Source organism: Prochlorococcus sp. MIT 1341 (assembly GCF_034092415.1).
GTDB lineage: Bacteria > Cyanobacteriota > Cyanobacteriia > PCC-6307 > Cyanobiaceae > AG-363-P08.
Genome location: NZ_CP139304.1, coordinates 493,344 through 517,088 on the forward strand (window position 1 = coordinate 493,344; position 23,745 = coordinate 517,088).

The 23,745-nt window shown below is 40.2% G+C and carries 21 protein-coding genes; 10 read left to right on the plus strand and 11 right to left on the minus strand.

From position 1 onward, the window contains the following. Positions 1 to 56: 56 nt before the first annotated feature. Complete coding sequence (locus SOI84_RS02475) at positions 57 to 1,019, plus strand: RpoD/SigA family RNA polymerase sigma factor (RefSeq protein WP_320674833.1); 963 nt, start codon at positions 57 to 59, stop codon at positions 1,017 to 1,019. A 48-nt stretch (positions 1,020 to 1,067) separates the two neighbouring features. Here the strand turns inward: SOI84_RS02475 and SOI84_RS02480 are convergent, their stop codons facing one another. Beyond that, positions 1,068 to 2,729, minus strand: a complete 1,662-nt coding sequence (locus SOI84_RS02480; RefSeq protein WP_320674834.1) for an AarF/ABC1/UbiB kinase family protein — start codon at positions 2,727 to 2,729, stop codon at positions 1,068 to 1,070. A 62-nt stretch (positions 2,730 to 2,791) separates the two neighbouring features. Between SOI84_RS02480 and SOI84_RS02485 the strand changes: the two genes are divergently transcribed. Both SOI84_RS02485 and SOI84_RS02490 read left to right on the plus strand, forming a co-directional pair. Next, entirely contained in the window at positions 2,792 to 4,213 is a 1,422-nt protein-coding gene (locus SOI84_RS02485) for an aminotransferase class I/II-fold pyridoxal phosphate-dependent enzyme (RefSeq protein WP_320674835.1), read from the plus strand. A 12-nt stretch (positions 4,214 to 4,225) separates the two neighbouring features. Continuing rightward, positions 4,226 to 5,119 carry a phosphatidate cytidylyltransferase gene (locus SOI84_RS02490; RefSeq protein ID WP_320674836.1) on the plus strand — a complete coding sequence of 298 codons (894 nt, stop codon included), beginning with the start codon at positions 4,226 to 4,228 and terminating at the stop codon, positions 5,117 to 5,119. Here SOI84_RS02490 and SOI84_RS02495 read toward each other — a convergent pair. The 5 genes from SOI84_RS02495 to SOI84_RS02515 form a co-directional block, all read right to left on the minus strand. Continuing rightward, a complete protein-coding gene (locus tag SOI84_RS02495; protein WP_320674837.1) occupies positions 5,116 to 5,748 on the minus strand; it encodes a DUF2993 domain-containing protein in 633 nt (210 codons plus the stop codon). The two genes, SOI84_RS02490 and SOI84_RS02495, sit on opposite strands and share 4 nt — an antisense overlap. Next, the gene (locus SOI84_RS02500) at positions 5,745 to 6,659 is read right to left on the minus strand and encodes an alpha/beta fold hydrolase (RefSeq protein WP_414153609.1); all 915 of its coding nucleotides are present in this window, start codon (positions 6,657 to 6,659) and stop codon (positions 5,745 to 5,747) included. The genes SOI84_RS02495 and SOI84_RS02500 overlap by 4 nt, the downstream gene beginning before the upstream one ends. A gap of 14 nt (positions 6,660 to 6,673) precedes the next feature. After that, the gene (locus SOI84_RS02505) at positions 6,674 to 7,789 is read right to left on the minus strand and encodes an iron-containing alcohol dehydrogenase (RefSeq protein ID WP_320674838.1); all 1,116 of its coding nucleotides are present in this window, start codon (positions 7,787 to 7,789) and stop codon (positions 6,674 to 6,676) included. Positions 7,790 to 7,827: 38 nt separating this feature from the next. Then, positions 7,828 to 10,416, minus strand: coding sequence for an ATP-dependent Clp protease ATP-binding subunit (locus SOI84_RS02510; protein ID WP_320674839.1), 2,589 nt, complete (start codon positions 10,414 to 10,416; stop codon positions 7,828 to 7,830). A 191-nt stretch (positions 10,417 to 10,607) separates the two neighbouring features. Beyond that, positions 10,608 to 11,060 (minus strand): GNAT family N-acetyltransferase, encoded by a 453-nt coding sequence (locus tag SOI84_RS02515; RefSeq protein ID WP_320674840.1) that lies wholly within the window; start codon positions 11,058 to 11,060, stop codon positions 10,608 to 10,610. 83 nt (positions 11,061 to 11,143) lie between these two features. Between SOI84_RS02515 and lysA the strand changes: the two genes are divergently transcribed. From lysA to SOI84_RS02545, 6 genes are read left to right on the plus strand one after another with little or no spacing between them, the layout of a single operon-like run. Further along, positions 11,144 to 12,511: a diaminopimelate decarboxylase gene (gene lysA / locus SOI84_RS02520; RefSeq protein WP_320674841.1), complete on the plus strand. Its 1,368-nt coding sequence runs from the start codon at positions 11,144 to 11,146 to the stop codon at positions 12,509 to 12,511. Positions 12,512 to 12,537: 26 nt separating this feature from the next. Beyond that, positions 12,538 to 13,389 carry a diadenylate cyclase CdaA gene (cdaA, locus tag SOI84_RS02525; protein WP_320674842.1) on the plus strand — a complete coding sequence of 284 codons (852 nt, stop codon included), beginning with the start codon at positions 12,538 to 12,540 and terminating at the stop codon, positions 13,387 to 13,389. Positions 13,390 to 13,426: 37 nt separating this feature from the next. After that, positions 13,427 to 14,227 carry an isoprenyl transferase gene (locus SOI84_RS02530; RefSeq protein ID WP_320674844.1) on the plus strand — a complete coding sequence of 267 codons (801 nt, stop codon included), beginning with the start codon at positions 13,427 to 13,429 and terminating at the stop codon, positions 14,225 to 14,227. A gap of 31 nt (positions 14,228 to 14,258) precedes the next feature. Further along, complete coding sequence (gene bioB / locus SOI84_RS02535) at positions 14,259 to 15,245, plus strand: biotin synthase BioB (protein WP_320674845.1); 987 nt, start codon at positions 14,259 to 14,261, stop codon at positions 15,243 to 15,245. A 5-nt stretch (positions 15,246 to 15,250) separates the two neighbouring features. Continuing rightward, positions 15,251 to 16,198, plus strand: coding sequence for a rhodanese-related sulfurtransferase (locus tag SOI84_RS02540; protein WP_320674847.1), 948 nt, complete (start codon positions 15,251 to 15,253; stop codon positions 16,196 to 16,198). Positions 16,199 to 16,207: 9 nt separating this feature from the next. Beyond that, on the plus strand, positions 16,208 to 16,738 hold the full coding sequence (locus SOI84_RS02545) for a hypothetical protein (RefSeq protein WP_320674848.1): 531 nt from the start codon (positions 16,208 to 16,210) through the stop codon (positions 16,736 to 16,738). 2 nt (positions 16,739 to 16,740) lie between these two features. Here SOI84_RS02545 and lipA read toward each other — a convergent pair whose 3' ends face one another. Next, the gene (lipA, locus tag SOI84_RS02550) at positions 16,741 to 17,667 is read right to left on the minus strand and encodes a lipoyl synthase (protein ID WP_320674849.1); all 927 of its coding nucleotides are present in this window, start codon (positions 17,665 to 17,667) and stop codon (positions 16,741 to 16,743) included. A 15-nt stretch (positions 17,668 to 17,682) separates the two neighbouring features. Then, positions 17,683 to 18,312, minus strand: a complete 630-nt coding sequence (gene recR, locus SOI84_RS02555) for a recombination mediator RecR (RefSeq protein WP_320674850.1) — start codon at positions 18,310 to 18,312, stop codon at positions 17,683 to 17,685. 64 nt (positions 18,313 to 18,376) lie between these two features. Between recR and psbP the strand changes: the two genes are divergently transcribed. Continuing rightward, entirely contained in the window at positions 18,377 to 18,931 is a 555-nt protein-coding gene (gene psbP, locus SOI84_RS02560; protein WP_320674852.1) for a photosystem II reaction center PsbP, read from the plus strand. A gap of 118 nt (positions 18,932 to 19,049) precedes the next feature. On the opposite strand, the gene SOI84_RS02565 is transcribed toward psbP, so the two are convergent. From SOI84_RS02565 to SOI84_RS02575, 3 genes are all read right to left on the minus strand, one after another. Then, positions 19,050 to 20,852: an ABC transporter ATP-binding protein gene (locus SOI84_RS02565; protein ID WP_320674853.1), complete on the minus strand. Its 1,803-nt coding sequence runs from the start codon at positions 20,850 to 20,852 to the stop codon at positions 19,050 to 19,052. A 292-nt stretch (positions 20,853 to 21,144) separates the two neighbouring features. After that, positions 21,145 to 21,420 carry an RNA-binding protein gene (locus SOI84_RS02570; RefSeq protein WP_320674854.1) on the minus strand — a complete coding sequence of 92 codons (276 nt, stop codon included), beginning with the start codon at positions 21,418 to 21,420 and terminating at the stop codon, positions 21,145 to 21,147. A gap of 370 nt (positions 21,421 to 21,790) precedes the next feature. Next, positions 21,791 to 23,635: a DEAD/DEAH box helicase gene (locus SOI84_RS02575; protein WP_320674855.1), complete on the minus strand. Its 1,845-nt coding sequence runs from the start codon at positions 23,633 to 23,635 to the stop codon at positions 21,791 to 21,793. Positions 23,636 to 23,745: the final 110 nt, after the last annotated feature.

Genomic DNA, 23,745 nt, shown 5'->3' on the forward strand with positions numbered 1-23,745 from the left:
TTCCGTAATATTTTAAAAGGTGGTAAATTAGGAAACTAAAAAGTTTCGAAATTTGAATGGGTGGTTCGGCCTCACAACTAAATCTAGACCTGGTCAGCTCATATTTACGTGATATAGGTCGTGTTCCTTTGTTGACGAATGATCAAGAAATTACTTTAGGAAGACAAGTCCAGGAGCTGATGTCTCTTGAGCAGTTGGGCACCGAATTAGAACTAACCAATGGTGAGAAGCCCAGTTTTGACGAATTATCTAAAGCAGCAGGGATTTCCATTACCCAGCTAAAGAAAAAACTTAAATCTGGGCGACGCGCTAAAGAGCGTATGGTCGCTGCAAACTTGCGTTTGGTTGTCAGCGTTGCAAAGAAATATACGAAACGGAATATGGAGCTTTTGGACCTAATCCAAGAAGGTACTCTCGGATTAGTGCGAGGGGTAGAAAAGTTTGACCCTACTCGAGGCTATAAATTCTCGACATACGCCTACTGGTGGATTCGACAAGGAATAACAAGGGCATTGGCTGAGAAAAGCCGAACTATTCGTTTGCCTATTCACGTCACTGAAATGTTGAACAAACTGAAAAAAGGTCAAAGAGAATTAAGTCAAAAGCTTGCAAGGACTCCTTCTATATCGGAATTGGCGAAATTTGTTGAGCTAAAAGAAGAAGAAGTCAAGGAATTGATGTATAGAGCTAGTCAACCAATGAGTTTGGAAAAGAAAGTAGGAGAGGGTGATGACACGATCCTGCTTGACTTACTTCCAGGAGAAGAAAGCCTACCTAGTGAAAAAGTCGAAGCTGATTGCATGAAAGGAGATTTACATGCATTAATTGATCAGTTACCAGAAATACAAGGTCTTGTATTGCGAAAGAGATATGGGATTGATGGAGATGATCCCATGACCCTTACTGGTATCGGGAGAGATTTGGGAATGAGTCGTGATCGAGCAAGGAGACTAGAGAGAGATGGCTTAAAAAAACTAAAGGAGAAACAAATAGAGACCGACTATTTCAATGCCACTTAAATCAGATAATACACATCAGTCTAAATAATTAATTTAATCAAATGTATTTCAAGAACTAGTTCCTAATGAGAATTCATTGCCAATCTTTTGTTTTAATAGCCTAATTAACTTCTTAAAATCTGACACATCAATTCTGTCATCTTTTATAAGTGCCATAAGAAAAGCTTTCCTTAGTTTTGAGCCATCCTCACTAAGTAATAGCTTCAAAACTGATGCGGCTAATGGAAGTAACTCATCTTTAGAGTCGGAATTCGGATTCGTTAAAATTGAAAGCAAGCTCTCAATTCTTTGAAGCTTAAGATGACCATCTGAGTCAAAAATAACTTCTAAAAGAATTTCTATCATCTCTTCGGTATCACCCATTAAAAGTCTCTTTACAACATAAGGGTATGCAATTGCAAGTATCCTAAAATTAGGATCAAGCCTTAGTGCTAACCCCTCTTGACTTACAACAGCACGAATTATTAATGCAAATCTAGCAGGAACACGAAACGGATAGTCATACATCAACGCTGAAAACTGGTTTGTGATTTTTTTGAAGTTAAATGAATTAACAGAGTCTATTAATTGAGCCCCTAAAACATTTTCTAATACAGGAATAATAGGCTTTATATCAGTCGAAGGACTTAAGAAGCCAAGTATTTTAAAATCATTTGCTAATTCACAAAAATCTCGGTTAATAAGATGAACGACTGCTGACACGAGACTAATACGATCATAATCACTAATTGAATCCATCATTCCAAAGTCAACATATGCCAGGTGTCCTAACTTTCCAGACTTACCTCTTAAAGCAAATATGTTCCCTGGATGAGGGTCAGCATGAAAATATCCAAATTCTAATAACTGTTGAATAGCACTTATTACTGCTGTCCTAATAATAGCTTTAGGATCTAAATGGTGAGCCTCAAGATCTTCTCTACTTCGTAATTTAACACCTTCAATCCAACTTGTTGTAATAACCTTTTTAGAAGAAAGAGAGTATTCTACTTTAGGTATAGTTATAGTCGGATTCTCTGAAAAGAGATTAGAGAACCTTTCTGCATTTCTTGCTTCCTGTTCGTAATCAATTTCTTCAAAAAGACTCTGAGCAAATTCATCTATAATTTCTGTTAAACTAAAACCTAAGTTTAACGGCAAGAAAGGAGCTGAAATTTTTCCAAAGAATCTTATTAAAACTAAATCACGCCGGATTATAAATTCTAAATTTGGACGTTGAATCTTAACAGCAACCCAATAATTCCTATATAACCTTGCCTTGTAAACCTGTCCGAGACTTGCAGCAGCAACAGGTTCGCCTCGAAAATCTTTAAAAATTTTATAAGGGCTTATGCCAAGTTCATTTTCAAAAATGTCTAAGGCAACATCTTGTGGAAAAGGGGGTAAATTATCCTGAAGATTGCTTAATTCCTCTAACCAATCACGCCTAACTAAATCTGGTCTTGTCGACAGTGCCTGGCCAAGTTTAATAAAACAAGGTCCTAAACTTGTAAAAGTAGAAAAAAGATTCTGAGCAAGGTTTCTCTGAACACGTTCTTTTTGACTAGAGCCATATATAAGAAGGTTAACAACAAATATAAGGAAAGAACTACTTACTTGAATTAATCGAGGCAACCATATCAATGGCCTACATATAAGCCATATAAAATCACCCTTTGGGTCATAGCAAGTCAAAGTATTACTTGCTAATGGCTTTAACGGCTTCCTCAAGACCTTCAGTAGAACGAAGGGAATGACATTTAATCAAACTCTAATCACCAAAAGACTCTTTCATGAGACTTCTTCCTTTGTTGACGCAACTTCATACCAAAAGCAGGTCTCTACACCTCCCGGCACACGGTCGTGGTCTCGCGCTCCCAAAAGATCTAATTGCATTACTCAAAAAAAAACCTGGTTTATGGGACCTACCTGAACTAAATGAGATTGGAGGCCCTACTGAAAAAAACGGAATAATCGCCGAAAGCCAATCATTCGTAGCTAATGCGATGGGAGTTAAAAACGCATGGTACGGAGTAAATGGAGCAACTGGTCTCCTTCAAGTTGGCCTTCTTTCAATGACAAAGCCAGGAGGCAAGGTATTAATGCCGAGAAATACTCATAAAAGCTTGATCCACGCATGTGTTCTTGGAAATTTATCTCCGGTTCTTTTCGACATTCCTTTCTTGCCTGATAGAGGCCATTATTCTCCTCCTGATCTAAATTGGCTAGAACAAGTTTTGGAACAACTTACAAAGGACGATATCCAAATAGATGCTGCTGTATTGATTCACCCTACTTACCACGGGTATGCAAAGGACTTAAATCCATTAGTCAAGCTTCTGCAAAAAAAAGGAGTGCCTGTCTTGGTAGACGAAGCACATGGATCATATTTGGCAGGCAACATCGACAATGACCTGCCTGCATCCTCTCTAGGGTCAGGAGCGGATCTAGTTGTTCACTCATTACACAAGTCCGCTTGTGGGCTAAATCAAACTGCAGTCCTTTGGTTACAAGGCAATAAAATTAATCCCAACCAAATAGAAAAAAATCTTGAGTGCCTACAAACAACAAGTCCAAGTGCCCTATTAATGGCTTCTTGTGACTCTGCAATCCGAGAATTACTTTCTGCGAAAGCCTTGAAAAATTTACAGCAACGGCTCTATGAAGCAAGAATAATCTACTCACAATTAATTGAACGAGGAGTACCACTACTAACTACACAAGACCCTTTACGACTAATCCTCCATACGGCACCACATGGTATTAATGGCTTAATCGCTGATGGTTGGTTTATTGAGCATGGACTAGTGGCTGAGCTTCCTGAACCTGGATGTATCACGTTCTGTCTAGGAATGGTTCGGCATAAAGGTCTTTCAAATTTCATTTCTCGTAAGTGGTTTCAGCTTCTAGATTCTGTTGGACCAACAAACCCACTAGGTCCATTTGAATGTCCCCCTAATGGATTGCTGACAATTCCATCAATATCCCCTACAAAAGCCTGGTTCTCAAAGAAACAAAAGGTGAAATTAAAAGAGGCTATTGGCAGAATTTCAGCAGAATTGATATGTCCTTACCCTCCAGGAATCCCCTTAGTGATTCCTGGCATGTACCTTGACATGAACTTAGTTCACTGGTTATTAAAACAACGATTATTTTGGTCCAATCAGATATCCGATGAGATCTCAGTTGTTTGCCGTGAAGAAACTCTGATCTAGTTTTAAATTCTGATGGCACCAGTCTCACCAAACAACCGACTAAAAAGCGGTCTTGCTGCCGGAGCTTTTGGCCTTTTGATTGTTGGTCTAGGAGGCTGGTGGTTCACCTTCGCAGTAAGTTTGATAGTTCATCTAGCCCTTTTAGAATTTTTTCGAATGGCTCAGTTTGCGGGGATTCGACCTGCCACTAAAACAACTCTTTTAGCATGTCAATTATTAATATTTAGCACACAATTGGCGGCAATTGGAATTTTATCTACTGACTTCACTTCCGCAGTTCTACCATTATCGGGTGCGGCTATTTGTGGATGGTTGTTACTGCAACCAATAACAGGTTCAATTGCTGATATAGCGGTATCAATCTTTGGATTATTTTATCTTGGCTTCCTTCCCAGCCATTGGCTAAAACTTAGAAATATTACCAGCCCTGATCTTACTCCGAATTTAACTCTGATAACAGAAAGATGGGTTGATTTCTTAACTCCAGGAATGACCATCACCCTCATGGCTTGCCTAATAATTGTTTCGAGTGACATTGGTTCATATTTTCTTGGGAAAAACTATGGGCGACTTCCTCTTTCACCAATCTCACCAGGAAAGACTATTGAAGGGGCGATCGGCGGAGGAATTTGCGCAATCATTATGGGAGGCATAAATGGCTCAATAATCGGATGGCCATATGGATTTTTAATCGGAGGAATACTAGGCGGATTAGTGGCATTATTTGCACTCGTAGGAGACTTAACCGAGTCAATGATGAAAAGGAACGCAGGTCTTAAAGATTCAGGTGCGGCACTTCCCGGACATGGTGGGATCCTTGACAGAATTGACAGTTATCTTTTTACTCCAGCAGTTGTCTACTATTCAATAAACTTAGTCTTACCATTGTTTTTTGCAAACAACTAAGGTCTAACTTCTGCTTCCGCATCAATACAAAGACTATCTTGATAAATATAAGCTGTCTTAATTGATATCGAACTATCCATTGGCAAGGAAAATTCTTTACATTCATTAAAAATTAGAATTGTTTTATTATCAGATCTAATAGTAAACCTATCCTCAATCATCTCTGAATTTGTGTCTTTTATAACTTTTAAGAAAAGGCTATCATCCTTAATATTCGCCTTAAAAAAACTGACACTTCCGAATAATTTATCCAAAACTGTCTGCCCCAAATTATTGAATGATTCAGAGGAGAAAAATTCATTAATGCCAGCATTAGAAAGTTTAATGCACCCATTAATGTGAAAGGGCTCATTAAGTGAAACAAGCTTATTTATTTTCTTTAAATTATAAGAAAGCTTTAACGAATTGCTTTGAATCTCAACATCATCAATCTGGAGTCCCCGAAAACTAATCTCCCTAGCATTAACAGATACCCCTGAAAGATTACCTCGAAGCAACTCTAAACCTGATCCATTTATGACCAAAGATAAGTCGGCTACCGATTCACACTTGGAACGAATCCAAATTTTTAATCCCTTAGCTAAGATATTTAGTAATGGATCTGATTTGCTCCCTGGGGAATCATTCATACAGATCTAGAAAATTCAAGCCATCTTCTCGCTACAAATTCTGGGCAATCCAGGTGGGGCAAGTGACCACAATCCTTAAGTTCTTCTACGTTTGGATCTAAGAGTTTATGAACTTGTTTTTTTATAGTTGAACTCAGAATACGGTCATTTTTCCCAAAAATCACATTTATAGCCTTATCCGGCAGCGGGCTTCCACAATTAGCCATGCCTCCAGAACGGGCAAAAGAAGAAAGAGACCTGCCCCAGCCAGGTACAGACAAATGAAGAGAAGCGATTTGTTCCTCCTTCTCTCCTACGCTCAGATCAGGATCAGAGAAAGCTTGTCTACACAATGATCTTCTCACAAAAGGTCTACTGAGAAACCAAACACCTAATTGATCCAAACCTGGGGGCAATGGCATAGGTTTACCTGTAAGTCCCGCTGGTGCCAATAAAAGCAATCTTTGAATTCTTTCTGGATATCTTCTTCCCAACTCCATAGCGACTGCGCCTCCCATTGAAGCGCCAATCAAACCAACAGGCCTTGAAAAAGGAATGACTCGTTCCAAAAGCTCTCGAAGATGTTGAAAAATGGCTTCTGGCCCAAAATCAACATCAACTGGTCGAGGGCAAAATCCAAATCCGTATAAGTCAGGAATGATCAATAGATGATTTTTCTTCAGCAAAGGCACAAGGCGACGGAATTCAAGAAAGCTGCTATCAAAACCATGCAAGAGAAGTAAAGGGTTCCCCTGTCCGGTAATCACGACTGGATAATTATCAGTCTTGGATGAAATACCTTTAAGAGGAATCCATTTAACTTCTTGAGCTAAGTCCTTAGCCAAAGGATCAATTAATTCTTTAGTGAGTTCTCTAAATAAGACCTCTCCTGAAGAGACTTGATCGGATAGTTTCTGGTTTGTAGGGCTCAATTTAATTTAAACTCCTAAACTTTTAAGGGAAGTTTAGGCACGTCTTTTTCACCAGCTTCTAACAAGGCAATAAGTAAAGCATCCTGATTAACTTCAAAAGGAAGATAATGAATTTCTGATCCAGGCCTACAGGCGAAATTGCAAACTTCTTTAAGAGTAATTTTATCTAAATTCTCATACCCAAGAGATTCAAGAGATGTAGGTAAATTAAGTTGTTTAAATAGTTGGATTAACTGCTTTCTAGCTTGCCCTGCCAAATGGTTTCCTCCTAATAACTCTTCAAGTCTTAACTGCACTAAGACTCCAAAGCCTACCTTTTCTCCATGTAGAGATTTACAGGGAGAGTCTAACTGTGTTAATGCATTATGTACTGCATGTGCCCCAACTGTTCTACATTTAGCACCTCCAATTCCACCAATCAAACCTGCTGTGATAGAACAGGCCTCAGCAACACGTATCCATTCTTTACTATGTATATCTTGCAAGGCTCTTGTACCATCCAATAACAATTGATCTCGCAACACTCTTGCCATCTGAACGGCCTGTTGAACAAGTCCATCATCGCTTGAGCCACTGCTTACAGATGCCTCATACCATTTTGCAATCGCATCTGCTATTCCACTTGCAAGAGTTTTTGTAGGAGCTGTTCTTACAAGAGAATGATCGAAAATCAGAAGCTGAGGACAAGTATTAAGAACAACATCCTTTATAAAAGCACCTTTAGCTGAATAGATATTTGACAAAGCAGTCCATCCTGCACAGGTAGATGCGCTCAATGGAACAGTAATACAGGGAATATCTAATCGATTAGCAAGAAGTTTTCCTGAATCAAGAACTTTACCTCCTCCTGCAGCAACAATTCCATCAGAAGAGTGGTCTTTCATAATATTTTCTAATAAAGACAAGTCTTCTTCACAACAATCATTCTCTAGCTCAGCGAAGAAAGGTTCTAAACACATTCCTCTCAGATCTTCAAAGAGGTTATTTCTCAAATCAAATGTATCTTGACTTCTTCCAATAAATAGAGGCCTCCTACATAAATCAGGAATTATTTTTCGGCCCTCTACCCATGCTCCTTCACCTCTGAAAACAACATTTGGTGCAATATTATTTTTAGAAAAATTTCTCAATTGATTATAACTAATGGCAAATATAGGAGAGCATTGCCTTAAGCACTAGCTTCCGCTAATTCTGGTGTAGAAGAACCTTTAGGTAAATGTCGAACTATAACCTCCTTGTTTTCATTTACATCCACTTCAGCATTATCTCCATCCTTTATCCTCCCTGAGAGCACTTCTTCCGCCAGGCTATCTTCTAGCAACCTCATCACAGCTCTTCTTAAAGGCCTAGCACCGTAAGCTGGGTTATAACCTTCTTCAACCAATCGTTCCTTAAAGGCATCAGTAACAGTAAGCTCAATTCCCTTGTCTTGCATACGAAGGAACACCTCCTTTAACATTATTTCTGCAATTGACTTAACTTCCTCTCGAGTCAGCTGACGGAAGACAATTGTCTCATCCAATCTATTTAAAAACTCTGGTCTAAAATACTGCTTTAATTCTTCAGTTAGTAATGACCTAATTCTGTTGTATTGGGTTTCCTCAGAATTCTCTCCTGAAAATTCAAACCCAAGACCTCCACCACCCTTTTCTATTACCTTTGATCCAATATTAGAAGTCATAATAATCAATGTATTTTTAAAATCAACAGTTCTTCCTTTTGAATCAGTCAACCTTCCGTCCTCTAACAATTGAAGAAGAAGATTAAAAACATCCGGATGAGCTTTTTCAATCTCATCAAAAAGAACAACTGTATAAGGCCTCCTACGAACAGCCTCAGTCAGTTGTCCACCTTCATTAAAACCCACATAACCAGGAGGTGAGCCAATCAATTTACTAACAGTATGCCTCTCCATGAATTCAGACATATCTAATCGAATCATCGCTTCTTCACTACCGAAGAAATATGCAGCTAAGGCCTTAGTAAGCTCTGTTTTACCGACACCTGTAGGGCCAGAAAATATAAAACTTGCTATAGGCCTATTTGGGTTCTTAAGTCCTACTCTTGCTCTACGGATTGCTTTAGAAACTGCTTTAACTGCTTCATCTTGGCCAATCAATCGTTGATGAAGAGTATCTTCCATATTTAAAAGCTTTACCGACTCACTTTCAGTAAGCTTCTGAACAGGAACACCGGTCCATGATGCGACTATATGTGCAATGTCATCCTCATCAACTTGAGGGGTAGTTAATTTAGAAGAAGTAGTATTTTCTATTAGGTTATCTTTTACAGATTCATCACTTGCTTTAACGGTCGGAGCGGAAAGCCCCTCTGATGAAGTTTCCCCTTGCACCTCAACTTCTTTCCGTTTGAGTTGTAAAACATTCCGAATCTCTTCTCTTAATTCTACCTCTTTCTCACGCAACTCTCCAGCCTTATTAAAATCCTGCTGACGAACAGCTTCTTCTTTCTGCTTCTGAACACTTCTAAGTTCCTTATCAACTTTTTTTGCCTCTGGAGGAAGCTTTGAATTCAATAATCGAACTCTACTTCCTGCTTCGTCAATTAAATCAATTGCCTTGTCAGGAAGAAAGCGATCAGAAATATACCTATCTCCCAAATTTGCTGCTGCTTCAAGGGCTAAATCAGTAATTTTCAGTCGATGATGTTGTTCATACCGCTCTCTCAATCCACGCAATATCTCAATGGTATCCGCTATAGAAGGCTCCCCAACCATCACAGGCTGGAAACGCCTTTCCAAGGCAGCATCCCGCTCTATATGTTTTCTATATTCATCTAAAGTTGTAGCACCAATGCATTGCAGTTCGCCTCTCGCCAAAGCTGGTTTGAGTATATTTGCAGCATCAATTGCTCCTTCCGCAGCACCTGCACCAATTAAGGTATGTACTTCATCTATTACGAGAATTACATTCCCTGCTGATTTAATCTCCTCCATAATCTTTTTAAGTCTCTCTTCAAACTCCCCTCTATATTTGGTTCCTGCAACTAACAATCCAATATCTAAAGTAAGAACTCTCTTTTCTTCAAGAATATCTGGAATTTCCCCTTGTTGAATTCTCTGAGCCAAGCCCTCTGCTATAGCAGTCTTACCAACACCTGGCTCTCCAATTAATACAGGATTGTTTTTTGTGCGTCTTCCTAAAATCTGAACTACTCGATCTATCTCACTTTGTCGTCCAACAACTGGATCTAGTTTTGACTCACTAGCTAGTTGTGTCAAATTCGTACCAAACTCATCAAGAGTGGCTGTCTTCTGTGATCCCTTAGCACCACCACCTCCGGAACCTGCAGCGACTTCAGCCGTCTCGCCCAGCATCCTTATAACTTCACTACGTATTTTCGAAAGATCTACTCCTACATTTTCCAAAACCCGTGCAGCCACACCCTCACCTTCTCTAATAAGACCTAACAACAAATGTTCAGTACCTATGTAGTTATGGCCAAGCTGTCGGGCTTCCTCCAAAGACAATTCAAGAACCCTTTTAGCTCTAGGGGTAAACGGAATTTCAACAGCAACAAATCCTGAGCCTCGACCAATAATCTTTTCCACCTCAACGCGAGCATCCTTAAGGTTGACCCCCATTGATTTGAGTACTTTTGCCGCAACACCAGTACCCTCACCAATCAGACCTAAAAGGATCTGTTCAGTGCCAACAAAATTATGACCAAGACGACGAGCCTCCTCCTGGGCAAGCATTATCACCTTGATTGCCTTCTCAGTAAACCGCTCAAACATGGGCTAAGCCACGTATATGTATAACCAAGTTATCAGGGCCTAGAGTTCAGTGCGATGTATTTAAGTTTTCAATCAGATCCTTTTTAAAAAACCTATTGTAAAAGTTGAAAATAAAAATCTCTTTCTGAAAAAATGGCCAACTTTTTCTGGTGGGTAAACCGAACTATCTAAAATCTATACCTGAAGATTCATTAGGTTCCCAAATTGGCCCATTGGATAAAAGCATCACTACCATCACGATAGTAATTCCTTCTGACACCCCTAGTATTAAAGCCAAAATTCTTGTAGAAAGACTGTGCCTCTAGATTCAAGCCTGAAACCTCAAGGCTTGCCCATTTTGCACCAGCCGCTTTAGCCCTTTTTAAAAGACTTGAAAGAAGCTTCTTCGCACTCCCAGCTCTCCTATGAGATGGGTGCACTGCAATTAGATTTAAATGCAACTCATCAACTACTAGCAGACCACAGGCGATTGCATACAAATATGAAGAGTTCTTCAAGCCTAAACATAGACATTTTTGATTAACCAATTCTGCCTGCCATTGTGCTTTACTCCAAAATCCACCCATTACCAATTGATCTAAATCAATGCAAGAGCTCAAATCATCTATGTCAAGAGTGACTAAATGCTGAGGCCCTTTGCCCATAATTGCCTAGTAGATCACACAAAAGTATCATTTTGACCACCATATACCTAAATTGATTGAGTAATAGCCAATTATCAATTTCCATGGCCGATCAAAAACCATATGAACAAGAGCCTAACCTTTTAAGTCCGAATAGAAATATTGCACCAACCTCAACCATCCTGAATAAGGAGGGAAAACTATTGATTGGAGGATGCTTGCTAAGTGATCTAGCTAAGAAGTATGGCACACCTCTTTATATTTTAGATGAATCAACCATAAGACTATCCTGTGCTGCGTATAGAGAGGCCCTATGCAAATATTACCCAGGAGATTCTCTAGCAATATATGCATCTAAAGCAAATAGTTCTATAGCTATTAGTAGTATTATAAAATCCGAAAACTTGGGTATTGATGTAGTATCTGAAGGTGAATTAATTACAGCCCTTAAAGGCGGATTTGAAGGGGGGAAAATCTTTCTACACGGCAACAATAAGTCCGAAGAAGAATTGCTTCTAGCTTACAAAAGTCAATCAACCATAGTAATTGATAATGAGCAGGATATAACTGAACTAGGACGACTCATTCCAAGAGGAGAGACACCTGTAAAACTCATGCTAAGGGTAACTCCAGGGATAGAATGTCACACCCATGAATATATACGCACTGGGCACCTTGATAGTAAATTTGGATTTGACCCTGAAAAGGTTGAGGAGATCCTATATCAATTAAGGGATTGCAAATGGGCAAAACTCGAGGGCCTTCATTCACATATTGGTTCCCAAATCTTTGAGTTACAACCTCATCAAGATCTAGCTGAAGTCCTTTCAGAGACTTTATTGCTAGCTAAGCGAATAGGACATCAGATCAATGATCTAAACGTAGGAGGAGGGCTAGGTATCAAATATACAAATTCTGATGACCCTCCAACTATCCAAAACTGGGTTGAAGCAGTAGCTCGTGCAATCACAAAAGCATGTGAGAAAAGGAACCTTAAACTTCCAAGGCTAATTTGCGAGCCAGGAAGATCTCTAATAGGGACATCTGGGGTGACTCTTTATAAAATTGGCTCTAGAAAAGATATTCCAGGAATAAGAACCTACCTATCTATTGATGGTGGAATGAGTGATAATCCTCGACCGATTACATATCAGTCTGCCTATGAAGCATGCCTGGTTGACCGCCCATTACACACTCCCCAAGAAACTGTCACCCTTGCAGGAAAACATTGCGAATCTGGAGATGTTCTCATAAAAGATCTTTCTATACCACAGAGTTCCAGTGGAGACATCCTGGCTGTATTTGGAACAGGCGCTTACAACTCATCAATGAGCTCTAATTACAACCGTATCCCAAAGCCAGCAACAGTCCTGGTTCACGATGGGAGCTCTGACTTAATCCAAAGAAGGGAGCAGCCAGAAGAACTTCTGAGATACGATGTCTTTCCTGAGCACCTTCGGAAGGTAATCTAAATAAGTAAGTCTGCTTAGGAGTCAAGATGACATGGGGGGTGTTCGATGCGCGCCTCCTTCTTGACATACTTTTAGCTTTTGGGCTGGGGGTGTTGCTCTTTTCAAGAGTCAACGAACCACGAACCCTGTGGCTGCTCAGAGGATATCTATTACTTGTATCCAGTGCTTGGTTTATACAAAGATTAGAGACCCTTCCGCTTACTTCGAAGCTAGTTGATGCTCTTGTATTAGCTTGCTCTTTATCGCTTGCAATTCTCTGGCAGGGAGAATTGAGACGATTAATGGAATTACTAGGGACAGGTCGACTGGCAGTCCTCCTAGGAAACCCTCAAAAAGAATTACGAGCAACTGCAAGTACCGTTGCTCAACTTACCGAAGCAGCAGGACGACTTTCTCAAAGCCGTCGAGGAGCCCTAGTTGTTGTTGACATGGGAAGTGACTTGCGTCCAGAAGACTTTCTTTATCCTGGTATACCCCTTGATGCCCAACTAAGCAGCGAATTGCTACTTAATCTTTTCGCTTCAGACACTCCTCTACACGATGGTGCTGTACTAATTAAGGGAAACAGAATAATCGCTGCTGGAGTGATTCTTCCTCTCTCTAGACAAGGCATAAGCCGATATGGAACAAGACATCTAGCCGCCCTTGGCATAACAGAACGTTTCGACAGATGTATTTGTGTAGTTGTTTCTGAAGAGACAGGGACGCTTTCCCTTGCGAGCCAAGGAAAGCTTGAAAGACCCATAACAAGTAGCAGGTTGGGTGATTTGCTTACTGAGCTAACAGGTGGATCAGTAGCTTCACCAACAAGCACAAAAAGCTCTATTAGCGCATCTAAACAGCCTTCTTCCGCCCCTAGCGAGACTAATTCTCCGTAAAGGGTTAGCGTAAGAGGTTATAAAGACACTCCCTTAAGTGAGCTGCGTTTCGACCACCAGCCAAGGACATCCTCAAGTTTCCAGAATTCCATCGGATCTGGACATACATCGGATGCCTGCCCATGTAGCCATCATCATGGATGGCAATGGAAGGTGGGCACAGGCACGTGGTCTTCCCCGAATGATGGGTCATCGCGCAGGGGTTGAGGCACTTAAAACTACGCTTCGCCTTTGCAATGACTGGGGGATAAAAGCGCTTACTGCCTATGCCTTCTCCACAGAGAACTGGTCTAGACCTGGGGACGAAGTAAGTTTTTTAATGACACTGTTTGAACGTGTACTACAACAGGAACTAGATTCTCTTGAAAAAGAACAGGTTCAAATTCGGTTTTTAGGAGACCTTGAAGCCCTTCCAAAGCGTTTGCAAAATCTTATTGAAGAAGCAACAAAGCGGACTGCTTTAAACAAAGGAATTCATTTCAATGTATGCACAAACTATGGAGGTAGGCGAGAACTAGTACTGGCCGCGAAGAAACTTGCTGAACGTTCCGCTAGTGGAGAGTTAGATCCGGCTTTAATTGACGAGAATATTTTTTCTGCGGAACTCCTCACAGCAGATGAAGTAGATCCAGACCTACTAATACGAACAAGCGGGGAGAATCGTATAAGCAATTTCCTTCTATGGCAGTTGGCCTATGCAGAAATTCATGTAACAGAAGTTCTTTGGCCTGATTTCAACTCGGTTGAGCTCAAAAAGGCACTGATTGATTATCAATCACGCTCTAGACGTTTTGGAGGTTTGGATCCAATCTCTCCCTCTGAGCAAATCAATTCCTAAATCTATCTTCTAACTAAAACCCTGAAAGAAAGTGTCTACAAAAGAAGTTGCTAAATCCAATGAAATCATCCAACGTCATGACTGGACTCTTGATGAAATAAAAGAACTATTAGAAAGACCACTAATTGATCTTCTTTGGAAAGCTCAGAATGTCCACAGAAAAGCAAATCCAGGCTATCAAGTACAACTAGCGTCACTACTGAGTGTCAAAACCGGTGGATGTCAAGAGGATTGCTCTTATTGCCCTCAATCGATACATAACAGTAGCGACGTATCTGGTCAGCCCGACCTAGAAGTTGATTCAGTACTTAGACAAGCTAAAACAGCCAAAGATTCTGGTGCAGATCGGTTCTGCATGGGATGGGCATGGCGAGAAATAAGAGATGGGGAAAAGTTTGAAGAAATGCTCAGCATGATTCGTGGAGTTAAGTCCCTTGGACTGGAGGCCTGTGTAACTGCAGGAATGGTTACTGAGCGACAAGCTTCTCGCCTAGCAGAAGCTGGTTTAACCGCTTACAACCACAATCTAGATACAAGTCCAGAGAACTATGGTGAAATAATTACTACGCGCACTTATCAAGAAAGACTTGATACTTTGGCAAGAATTCGAAGAGCAGGAATAAATATTTGCTGCGGAGGGATCATAGGTATGGGTGAAACAATTTCAGACCGAGCATCTCTATTGAAAGTGCTAGCTTCATTAGATCCACACCCTGAAAGCGTTCCTATCAATTCCCTTGTAGCAGTTGAAGGCACACCTTTAGAACATCAATCAAAAGTAGAACCATTAGAAATGGTTCGCATGGTTGCCACAGCAAGAATCCTTATGCCTAAAAGCAAAATTAGACTTAGCGCTGGTAGACAACAGCTAGGAAAAGAGGCCCAAATCCTTTGTCTTCAAGCAGGCGCAAACTCAATTTTTTATGGTGACAAACTCCTTACAACCGGAAATCCTGACATCGGAAGCGATCGTGAGCTACTTTCTCAAGCTGGAGTAAACACAAAAATCAGTCGATAGAAATAGTGCTCTCATCTACAGAAAAAAGCCACAAGAGTTTGTACCTAATAGCAGCATTCTATAAATTCACACCTTTGTCAGATGAGGAAATTAACCTGATACTCAGAGAGGCAAAGGAGTTCGGAGACCTATATCAGATAAAAGGCACTATTCTTCTTGCCGAAGAAGGCATAAACGGAACTATATGTGGATCTGAAAGTGGAGTAAAGAAATTATTTGAGAAACTTGAGTCTAATCTTCCTGAGAAGAAGTTAGATAAGAAATTTAGTTGGTCAAATGAATTCGCTTTTAAACGGCTAAGAGTACGTAGAAAAAAGGAGATTGTTACGATGGGGATCCCTGAGGTTAACCCCCTAATTGCAGTTGGGAAATATGTTTTGCCCTCTAAATGGAATGAACTTATAGATGATCCATCAACACTTCTAATTGACACCAGAAATGAATATGAAATAGGAATTGGAACCTTTCAAAATGCTTTAAACCCACATACAGACAACTTTAGAGAATTTCCAAAATGGGTGAAAAATCATCTCGCCTCTTTTCTCAAAGAAAATAAACCTAAAAGAATCGCAATGTTCTGCACTGGCGGGATCCGGTGCGAAAAAGCTAGTTCATATTTAATCCAAGAAGGTTTCACTCACATCCATCATTTAAAAGGTGGCATTCTTCGTTACCTAGAAGAGGTTCCCAACAACCAATCCCGTTGGCAGGGTGAGTGTTATGTATTTGACCAAAGAGTATCTCTAAACCATGATCTTGGGCCTGGAAGGTACAAGTTATGCCATGCTTGTGGATTTCCACTAGCACCTGAGGATTTGAAGAAAGAATGCTACATACCTGGAGTTCAATGTCATCAATGTAAAGATCTATTTAATGAATCTGACAGAAAACGTTTTGCAGAGCGTCAACGCCAATATGAAAAGCAAAACCACATACAAGGTGGTCAACTCTAAATCAATGAAATGAATTTAACTACAACATCATTAGCAGAATTAGAAAGACACGCTGCAAAGCAAGACCTCCTTCTTCGTCTACAAGTTCAAAGACCTCTAAACTTATGGTCATTAAGACTTGTCGTGGCAGAAAAAATCTCAGAAGAGCGCATCAGAATTCTTGGAGAGATGAAGGCGTGGGCCTATAAAGGGGAGAATGGATTGCAGCTAGACACAATGAGAGTTTCTCCAAACTCAAAAACTGGAATTGGTGACCTTATTTGGGCGGCAACAATGGCATGGGCGATTGAACAGACCCCATGTCGCAAAGCTCGCTTACTCGCAATTAGAGACGAAGAAAATCATCACACAAAACTAGTTAGGTATTTCAGGCAAAGAGGTTTCAGCAAAACAAGGCAAGTTGGCTCAAGTCCATCAGACCTTCCGATTAGAATGGTTTGGGGAGGTGCAGGAACTCTTATGACAGGAGAATGCAAATTGGTTTACGAAAGAAGTCTTCGACGTTTGTTGAACTCAGGAGAATCTATCATTGCTATTTAGCCTTACTTTTCGCCATACTCTGCATGATAACTACTTCGTACCAAAGGACCACTACTAACCTTAGAAAAGCCTAACTGAATAGCAATCTCCCTTAAAGAGGAAAATTCATCTGGTGTCCAATAGCGATAAACTGGAATATGTGCCAATGAAGGCCTTAAATACTGTCCGAAAGTCACCCTCTGACAGTCAACTTCACGAAGATCTTTGAGTGTTTGAATAACCTCCTCAAATTCTTCGCCAAGGCCTAGCATCAAGCCTGACTTTGTAGGTATTTGAGGCGCAATTTCTTTTGCATATTTCAATAAAGATAATGAATGCTCATACGTAGCGCCCCTTCTAACCTCCCCTTGTAGTCGCTGTACCGTTTCAAGATTGTGATTAAAGCAAACCGGTTTAGCAGATAAAACAATTTTCAGACGTTCTTTCTGTTTCCTTGTAGCCATAAAGAAATCAGAAGTCCCACCCCAAAAATCTGGAGTCAAAACCTCAATGGCAATAAGAGGATTAGACCTGCGAATAGCGGCTATCGTACTTGTGAAAAGACTTGCACCATGATCTTGCAAATCATCTCTAGCAACAGAGGTAAGAACTACATACCGAAGGCCTAACTTAATGACAGCTTTCGCGACTCGCTCGGCCTCTAAAGGATCGATCTTTTGAGGAGGGGTTCCTTTTTCCACTTGGCAAAAAGCACAACTTCTCGTGCAAATAGATCCACCAAGCAAAAAAGTAGCGGTTCCTGCGGAATAACACTCGGCTCTATTGGGACATCTTCCTTCTTCACATATGGTATGCAGGCGAGATTCCTTCACTAGAGAATCAACTCTTTCTAACTCTGAAACTCTGCCAATAGATCTTCTTAACCATAGAGGCAACTTCTCGCTTGGAAGAATATGGCTATAGCGAGTTTCTTTGCGGCCGATAGACATCGTTTCGTTGTTCCTTCATTCCATAGCTGTTCGCCCTTCAAGAGCGCGAGCAAGAGTTACTTCATCAGCATATTCCAATTCACTTCCCATAGGAAGCCCATATGCAATACGACTGACTTTCGCAAAAGGTTTGATCAATTTTGAAAGATAAAGACTGGTAGTGTCGCCTTCAACACTTGGAGGTAACGCAAGTATTACCTCAGCAATTCCTTCTTGATCAACCCTTCTAACAAGACTTGAAATCATTAACATTTCTGGACCAACGCCATCTAAAGGGGAAATTAATCCTCCAAGAACATGATAAAAGCCTTTGTACTCTCTAGTACGTTCTAAGGCAAGTAAGTCTCTGGAGTCAGCAATTACACATAGCAAATCATTCTTCCTGGATGAGCTTTTACATATTTCGCAAAGCGGTTCTGAGCTCAAATGAAAACACCTTTGACACTGTCCCACCTGAGACCTTGCAGCAAGCAATGCATCAGCAAAACTTCTGGTTTTCTCTTCGGGTTGCCTTAACAAATAAAGCGCAAGTCTTTGAGCTGTCCTAGGGCCTATCCCAGGTAACCGCTCAAATTGATCAATCAGGCGGGCAAGTGGGCGCGTAAAACCGCTCAGAACAAAAAAGCAAATAATTGGACTAGGCATTTATCTTACTAAGAAGTCAACATTTAGGATCTCCGGCAGAATGGATAGACCTCTAGCGAAATCAATGGTGAATTTTCTCCGAACCTCATCACGATTCTTGTTTGCTTTTTTTCTCGCCATATTGCTAGTTGCCTGTAATAGCAATACAGGTGGAATGGAATCTTTCCAAAGCCCCGATGGACGCTACGCTTTTCTATACCCGACTGGATGGACAAGGGTAGCTGTAAACGATGGCCCCCAAGTCGTTTTTCATGATCTAATCAACAGCGATGAAACATTGAGTCTCGTCGTCTCAAAAGTCGATGAATCGATAGATCTGTCAAAACTGGGAGATCCTGATTCAGTTGGCGTAGCGATATTTAATAACGTAATCGCACCCGAGGGAACAGGTAGAGAAATTGAGTTGGTCGAGGCAAAAGCAAGAGACAATAATGACCATACTTTCTACGACCTGGAATACATAGTTCATCTACAAAATAGAGACCGGCATGAACTCGCAACTGTCGTCATTGACAGGGGCACCCTATATACACTTGCAACAAGTACAAATGAAACTAGATGGTTACGAGTAAAGAATTTATTTGAAACAGTTGTCACATCACTTACTTTCTTAATCTAGAAGTCGAAAACTAAATTAAATTCTCGTTAATAGAATCTTGATCCTAAAAAATAAATTAACAGATTAATAGGATTAATTATAAATCCTTATCTTGGAATATTTTTTACGTCAATCATTTTTAAAATAAAATTTTATCGTCAACTCTTAGACCAGCTTGAATCCTCCATAAATCAGAATAAAAACCACCTTCTTTTATCAACTCATCATGCGTACCCTGCTCAACAATGCGCCCTTTATCCATAACAATAATTGCGTCTGCATGCCTTACAGTACTTAGCCTATGAGCTATTACTATAGTTGTTCTTCCCCTTGTTATTTTCTCTAAAGATCGTTGTATGGCAGCTTCCGTTTCATTATCCACAGAGGCTGTTGCTTCATCCAATATCAGTATTGGTGAATCTTTAAGAATTGCCCTAGCTAAAGCAATTCGTTGGCGTTGCCCACCCGATAAACGCTGACCTCTTTCACCAACTAAAGTATTAAAGCCTTGTGGCAAAGCCTCAATAAATTCCTTGGCTTCAGAAAGTTCCGAAGCTCTAACAATTTCATCATGACCTGCTTCTTGACTTCCATATGAAATATTATCCGCAACTGTTCCATAAAAAAGATATACCTCTTGACTAACTAAAGCAAAACACTTCCGCAAATCAGTTAGATTTAAGGAATCTATAGACATATCATCAAGATAGATATTGCCGGAGTTTAGTGAGTAAAGAAGAAGCATTAGTTTAACCAATGTACTCTTTCCTGATCCAGTATTACCCACAATTCCATAAGTTTTACCCGCTGGTATTTCTAAATTAAAATTATTAAGCAAAGGATCTCTATTTTGATATTGAAAACATACATTCTCAAATCTAATCCTTCCCTTAATCTTTTCAGGAGAAAGTCTCTTTAGACCACCTAATATTTTTATTGGTGTATCAATTAAATCTAAGACTCTATTCGTAGAGGCCATAGAGCGTTGATACTCATCCAATGTCTGGCCAAGGGTAGTAAGAGGCCAAAGCAGCCTTTGTGTAATAAAGACCAGAAAACTATATGCTCCAACCCCGATTTTTCCCTGCCAAGCCTGAAGTCCACCTAATATCAGGATCACTAGAAATGCAAATAAGATAGCGAATCTAATAAGTGGAATAAAAGCCGCCGAAAGCCTTATTGCCTTCGCATTACTATGTTTATAAGCCTCACTATCTATACGCATACGTTCCAACTCCCAATCTTCAGTAGCAAAACTCTTTATAGTAAGTATTCCACCAAGATTATTACTCAATCGAGCCGCTAGATCACCTACTTTTTCTCGAACTTCTCTATATCTTGGTGATAAGAGCCTTTGAAAATAAATAGATCCAAATAAGATTATGGGTATCGGAATAAATGACAGAAATGCTATCCCAGGTGCCAGAACTGCCATGGCCCCTCCAACTAGAACAACCGTTGTAATTAATTGAAGAATTTGATTGGCTCCATGATCAAGGAATCTTTCCAACTGGTTAATATCATCATTAAGAACGGCCATGATTTGGCCAGTGCTGCCGCATTCGAAAAAAGCCATCTCAAGTTTCTGAAGATGTCCGTAAGCCTTTAGCCTTAAATTATGTTGTGCAACTTGAGCCAAATTTCTCCAAAGGACTCCATATAAATATTCAAAAAAAGACTCTGCACTCCAAATCAAGAAAGAAAGTATAGCCAAAAATATTAATTGAGCAGGTACAGTTTCATATCCGATTTTAGATAGCCATGAATTCTGATCCATTGCTACAACATCAACGGCCAATCCAATAATTACTGGTGGAGCGAGATCAAAAAACTTATTCAGAACAGAACAACTTGCCGCAGCAACAATTAATCTATGCCTACTTCTAAGGCTATCGATTAATCTTCTTAAAGAACTTTTTCTTAATCTAGCCCGTGAAGACATCAGAAACTAACTCCATTCTCGAAAAAGATCATTTTGATCAAGATAATGCATAAGTATATACAACTTAGTTTATTGAAGAATACTCTTACTACTAAGTGATGCAATCCTCAAATAGATTAATTCTCTGAGCCTGTTTACATACACTAATCGCTTAAACAATGTCCTCAATACTCAGATTTGAAAATTTCTTCTAAGACGAATAGTAAATTCTCACAAGTTTAAACTAAGTAAATCAAAATGCTAACAATATATATTAAGGCAGTTTAATTTCTTAGAGGAGATAGTTTTTTTTTCAGCTCGGGCCTCCTCTCCCTCCAGATGATCGTTCACGAGGTGTTGCTTTATTGACTCTTATCATTCTCCCCATCCACTCAACGTCCTGAAGATCATCAATTGCTTTTTGTTCATCAGCGTCGTTATCCATTTCAACAAACGCAAAACCACGTTTGCGACCCGTCTCCCTATCTAAAGGGAGGCTGCATTGCTTAATCTCACCATATTGACTGAAAAGGTGGATCAGGTCTTCTTGTTCTGCCTGGAAGGACAAATTGCCTATGTAAATGGTCATTGCCTAATTGGACCGATGAGGATTGATCTGTGAAACGTTGGTCCAAAAAGGAAAGTCCTTTGATGCAATAGCTTATTAGCTGAAGCCTAGGGAGCGAGCCATTCAGGGCCTATGTACAAAAACACTTTACTCAACAAAGCTACCTAAAGGGAAATAAAAGAAGTTCAAAAAACAAATAATTAATAATTAAAAAGTCAAAAATCTTTCCTGAAAGCAGGAAAAAATCTCTGTTTGCTGCAAAAAAAGAGTTCATCTTCTAATGAACTACTCAACTAGAGTGAACTAGTTCTTGAGAAAATCCAGCAAAAAATTTTCAAAAACTTCTCTTAACCAAACTACTAAGCCTTTTGATCACGGATAAGAAGGAGGCCTAGCTGGTCCGTTGTATTTGCAACTCTCGATTCATAACCTTTAGCTTCTTCAAAATTTTAAAAACATCTTCTGGCATCCCCTTTGGAAGGTCCACAAAACTATGCGTATCGAAAATCTGTATCCTTCCTATCTTTCTTCCATGTAAACCTGATTCATTCGCTATTGCACCTACCAAATTACCAGGTTTCACATGATCTCTATGACCCACCTCGACCCTAAAACGTTCCATGTTTTCCTCAGGAGGCCTTGCGTTCCTATCCTGACGTCTACCTGAACCATGACGATCCTGTCGACGATCAACACGTCGGCCTCTAGGTAATGGTTCATCTATCCATCTTTCGTCACCATCAAAAAGCAAAGAATCAGGTCCTATACCAAGTTTAAGAGCTGCAAGTGCAATATCTTCTAAATTAAGGTTTTCCTCTTTTGCTAAGCCTGAAAGGATTTCTTTCAGAAGCTCAGTTTCTTCATTACTGGAGTCAAGTGTTTTGGAGGTCAAAGTGAGTCGTTCTCTCAAACGATTAACACGGCTTTCATTAATCTCTGAATTACTGGGAATTCCCATGGCCTCAATAGGCTGTCCAACAGCTCTTTCCAGGGTGCTTACGAAGCGTCTTTCTCTTGGGTTAATGAAAAGAATTGCTTCTCCTTTTCGTCCAGCCCTTCCTGTTCGTCCAATTCGATGCACATAAGCCTCACTATCAAAAGGTATGTCATAGTTAACGACTAGACCAACCCGATCAACGTCAAGGCCTCTAGCGGCAACATCTGTCGCCACTAAAACATTAACTCGGCCATTTTTTAAACTTTCAACTGTACGTTCTCGTTGATTTTGAGGCACATCTCCATTCAAAACGGCTACTTCATGTCCGGAAGCCTCTAAAGACTCTGCCACATCAAGAGTAATCACCTTAGTACGTGCAAACACAATGACTCCCTCTCCTACAAAAGACTCCAAAACCCTTTTAAGAGCCTCCAGCTTACGACTATTGTGAATAGTTATACAACGATGGCGAATTCGACGAGCTTCCTGGGCTTTCGTTTTAATCGTAATTTCAGCAGGTGCATTTAAATATCTCTTAGATAGCCGACGAATCTCAGTAGGCATGGTTGCTGAAAAGAGAACCATTTGTCGCTCTGAAGGTAACTGTTCAAGGATCCACTCGACGTCATCAATAAATCCCATACGCAGCATTTCATCAGCTTCATCAAGGATCAAACTCTTCAAATTAGAAGTATCAAAAGTCTTTTGACGAATGTGATCCATTACCCTTCCGGGTGTACCTACTACAACATCTACACCCTTTCTGAGAGAATTAATTTGAAAGCGAAAGTCTGCACCTCCATAAACAGCAAGAATTTTTAAGTGCTTATGCCCAACTGCATAGGCTCTAAAAGAATCTGCGACCTGCAATGCAAGCTCACGAGTGGGAGCAAGAACTAATGCTTGTGGACTAACTTGATGCTCCTGAAGCCTTTCAATTAAAGGTAACGCAAAGGCTGCTGTTTTTCCTGTACCAGTTTGAGCCTGGCCAACTAAATCACGGCCCAGCATTAGCTCAGGAATAGCCGCTCTCTGAATAGGAGATGGGTTCTTGTACCCTTTTTCTAAGAGGGTTTTCAAAAGAGTACTGCTAAAACCAAACCCATCAAAACCTGTCTCAAAAATAGATTTATCGTCACCTTGAACAGAGCCCTCTATTTCTTTGGAGGGGCTTTGGTCAGAACTTTTTAAATCTGGCCGTTTTTCGTCAACTGAAATCTCATCCTCTAGAGACAGGATCTTAGACGCACTTATGTCCTCAGTGCACGAGGATCCCTCATGCGGTTTTGCATTAGTCATGACTAGAAATCATTAGCCTGATTAATCCTTCAAATCAGGCCAGCAACTCCCAATCGGCAGAAAACCCGCAGTGTTGCTTTGCCTTTGCTTTAAAGGTTCCTTTTGACTTT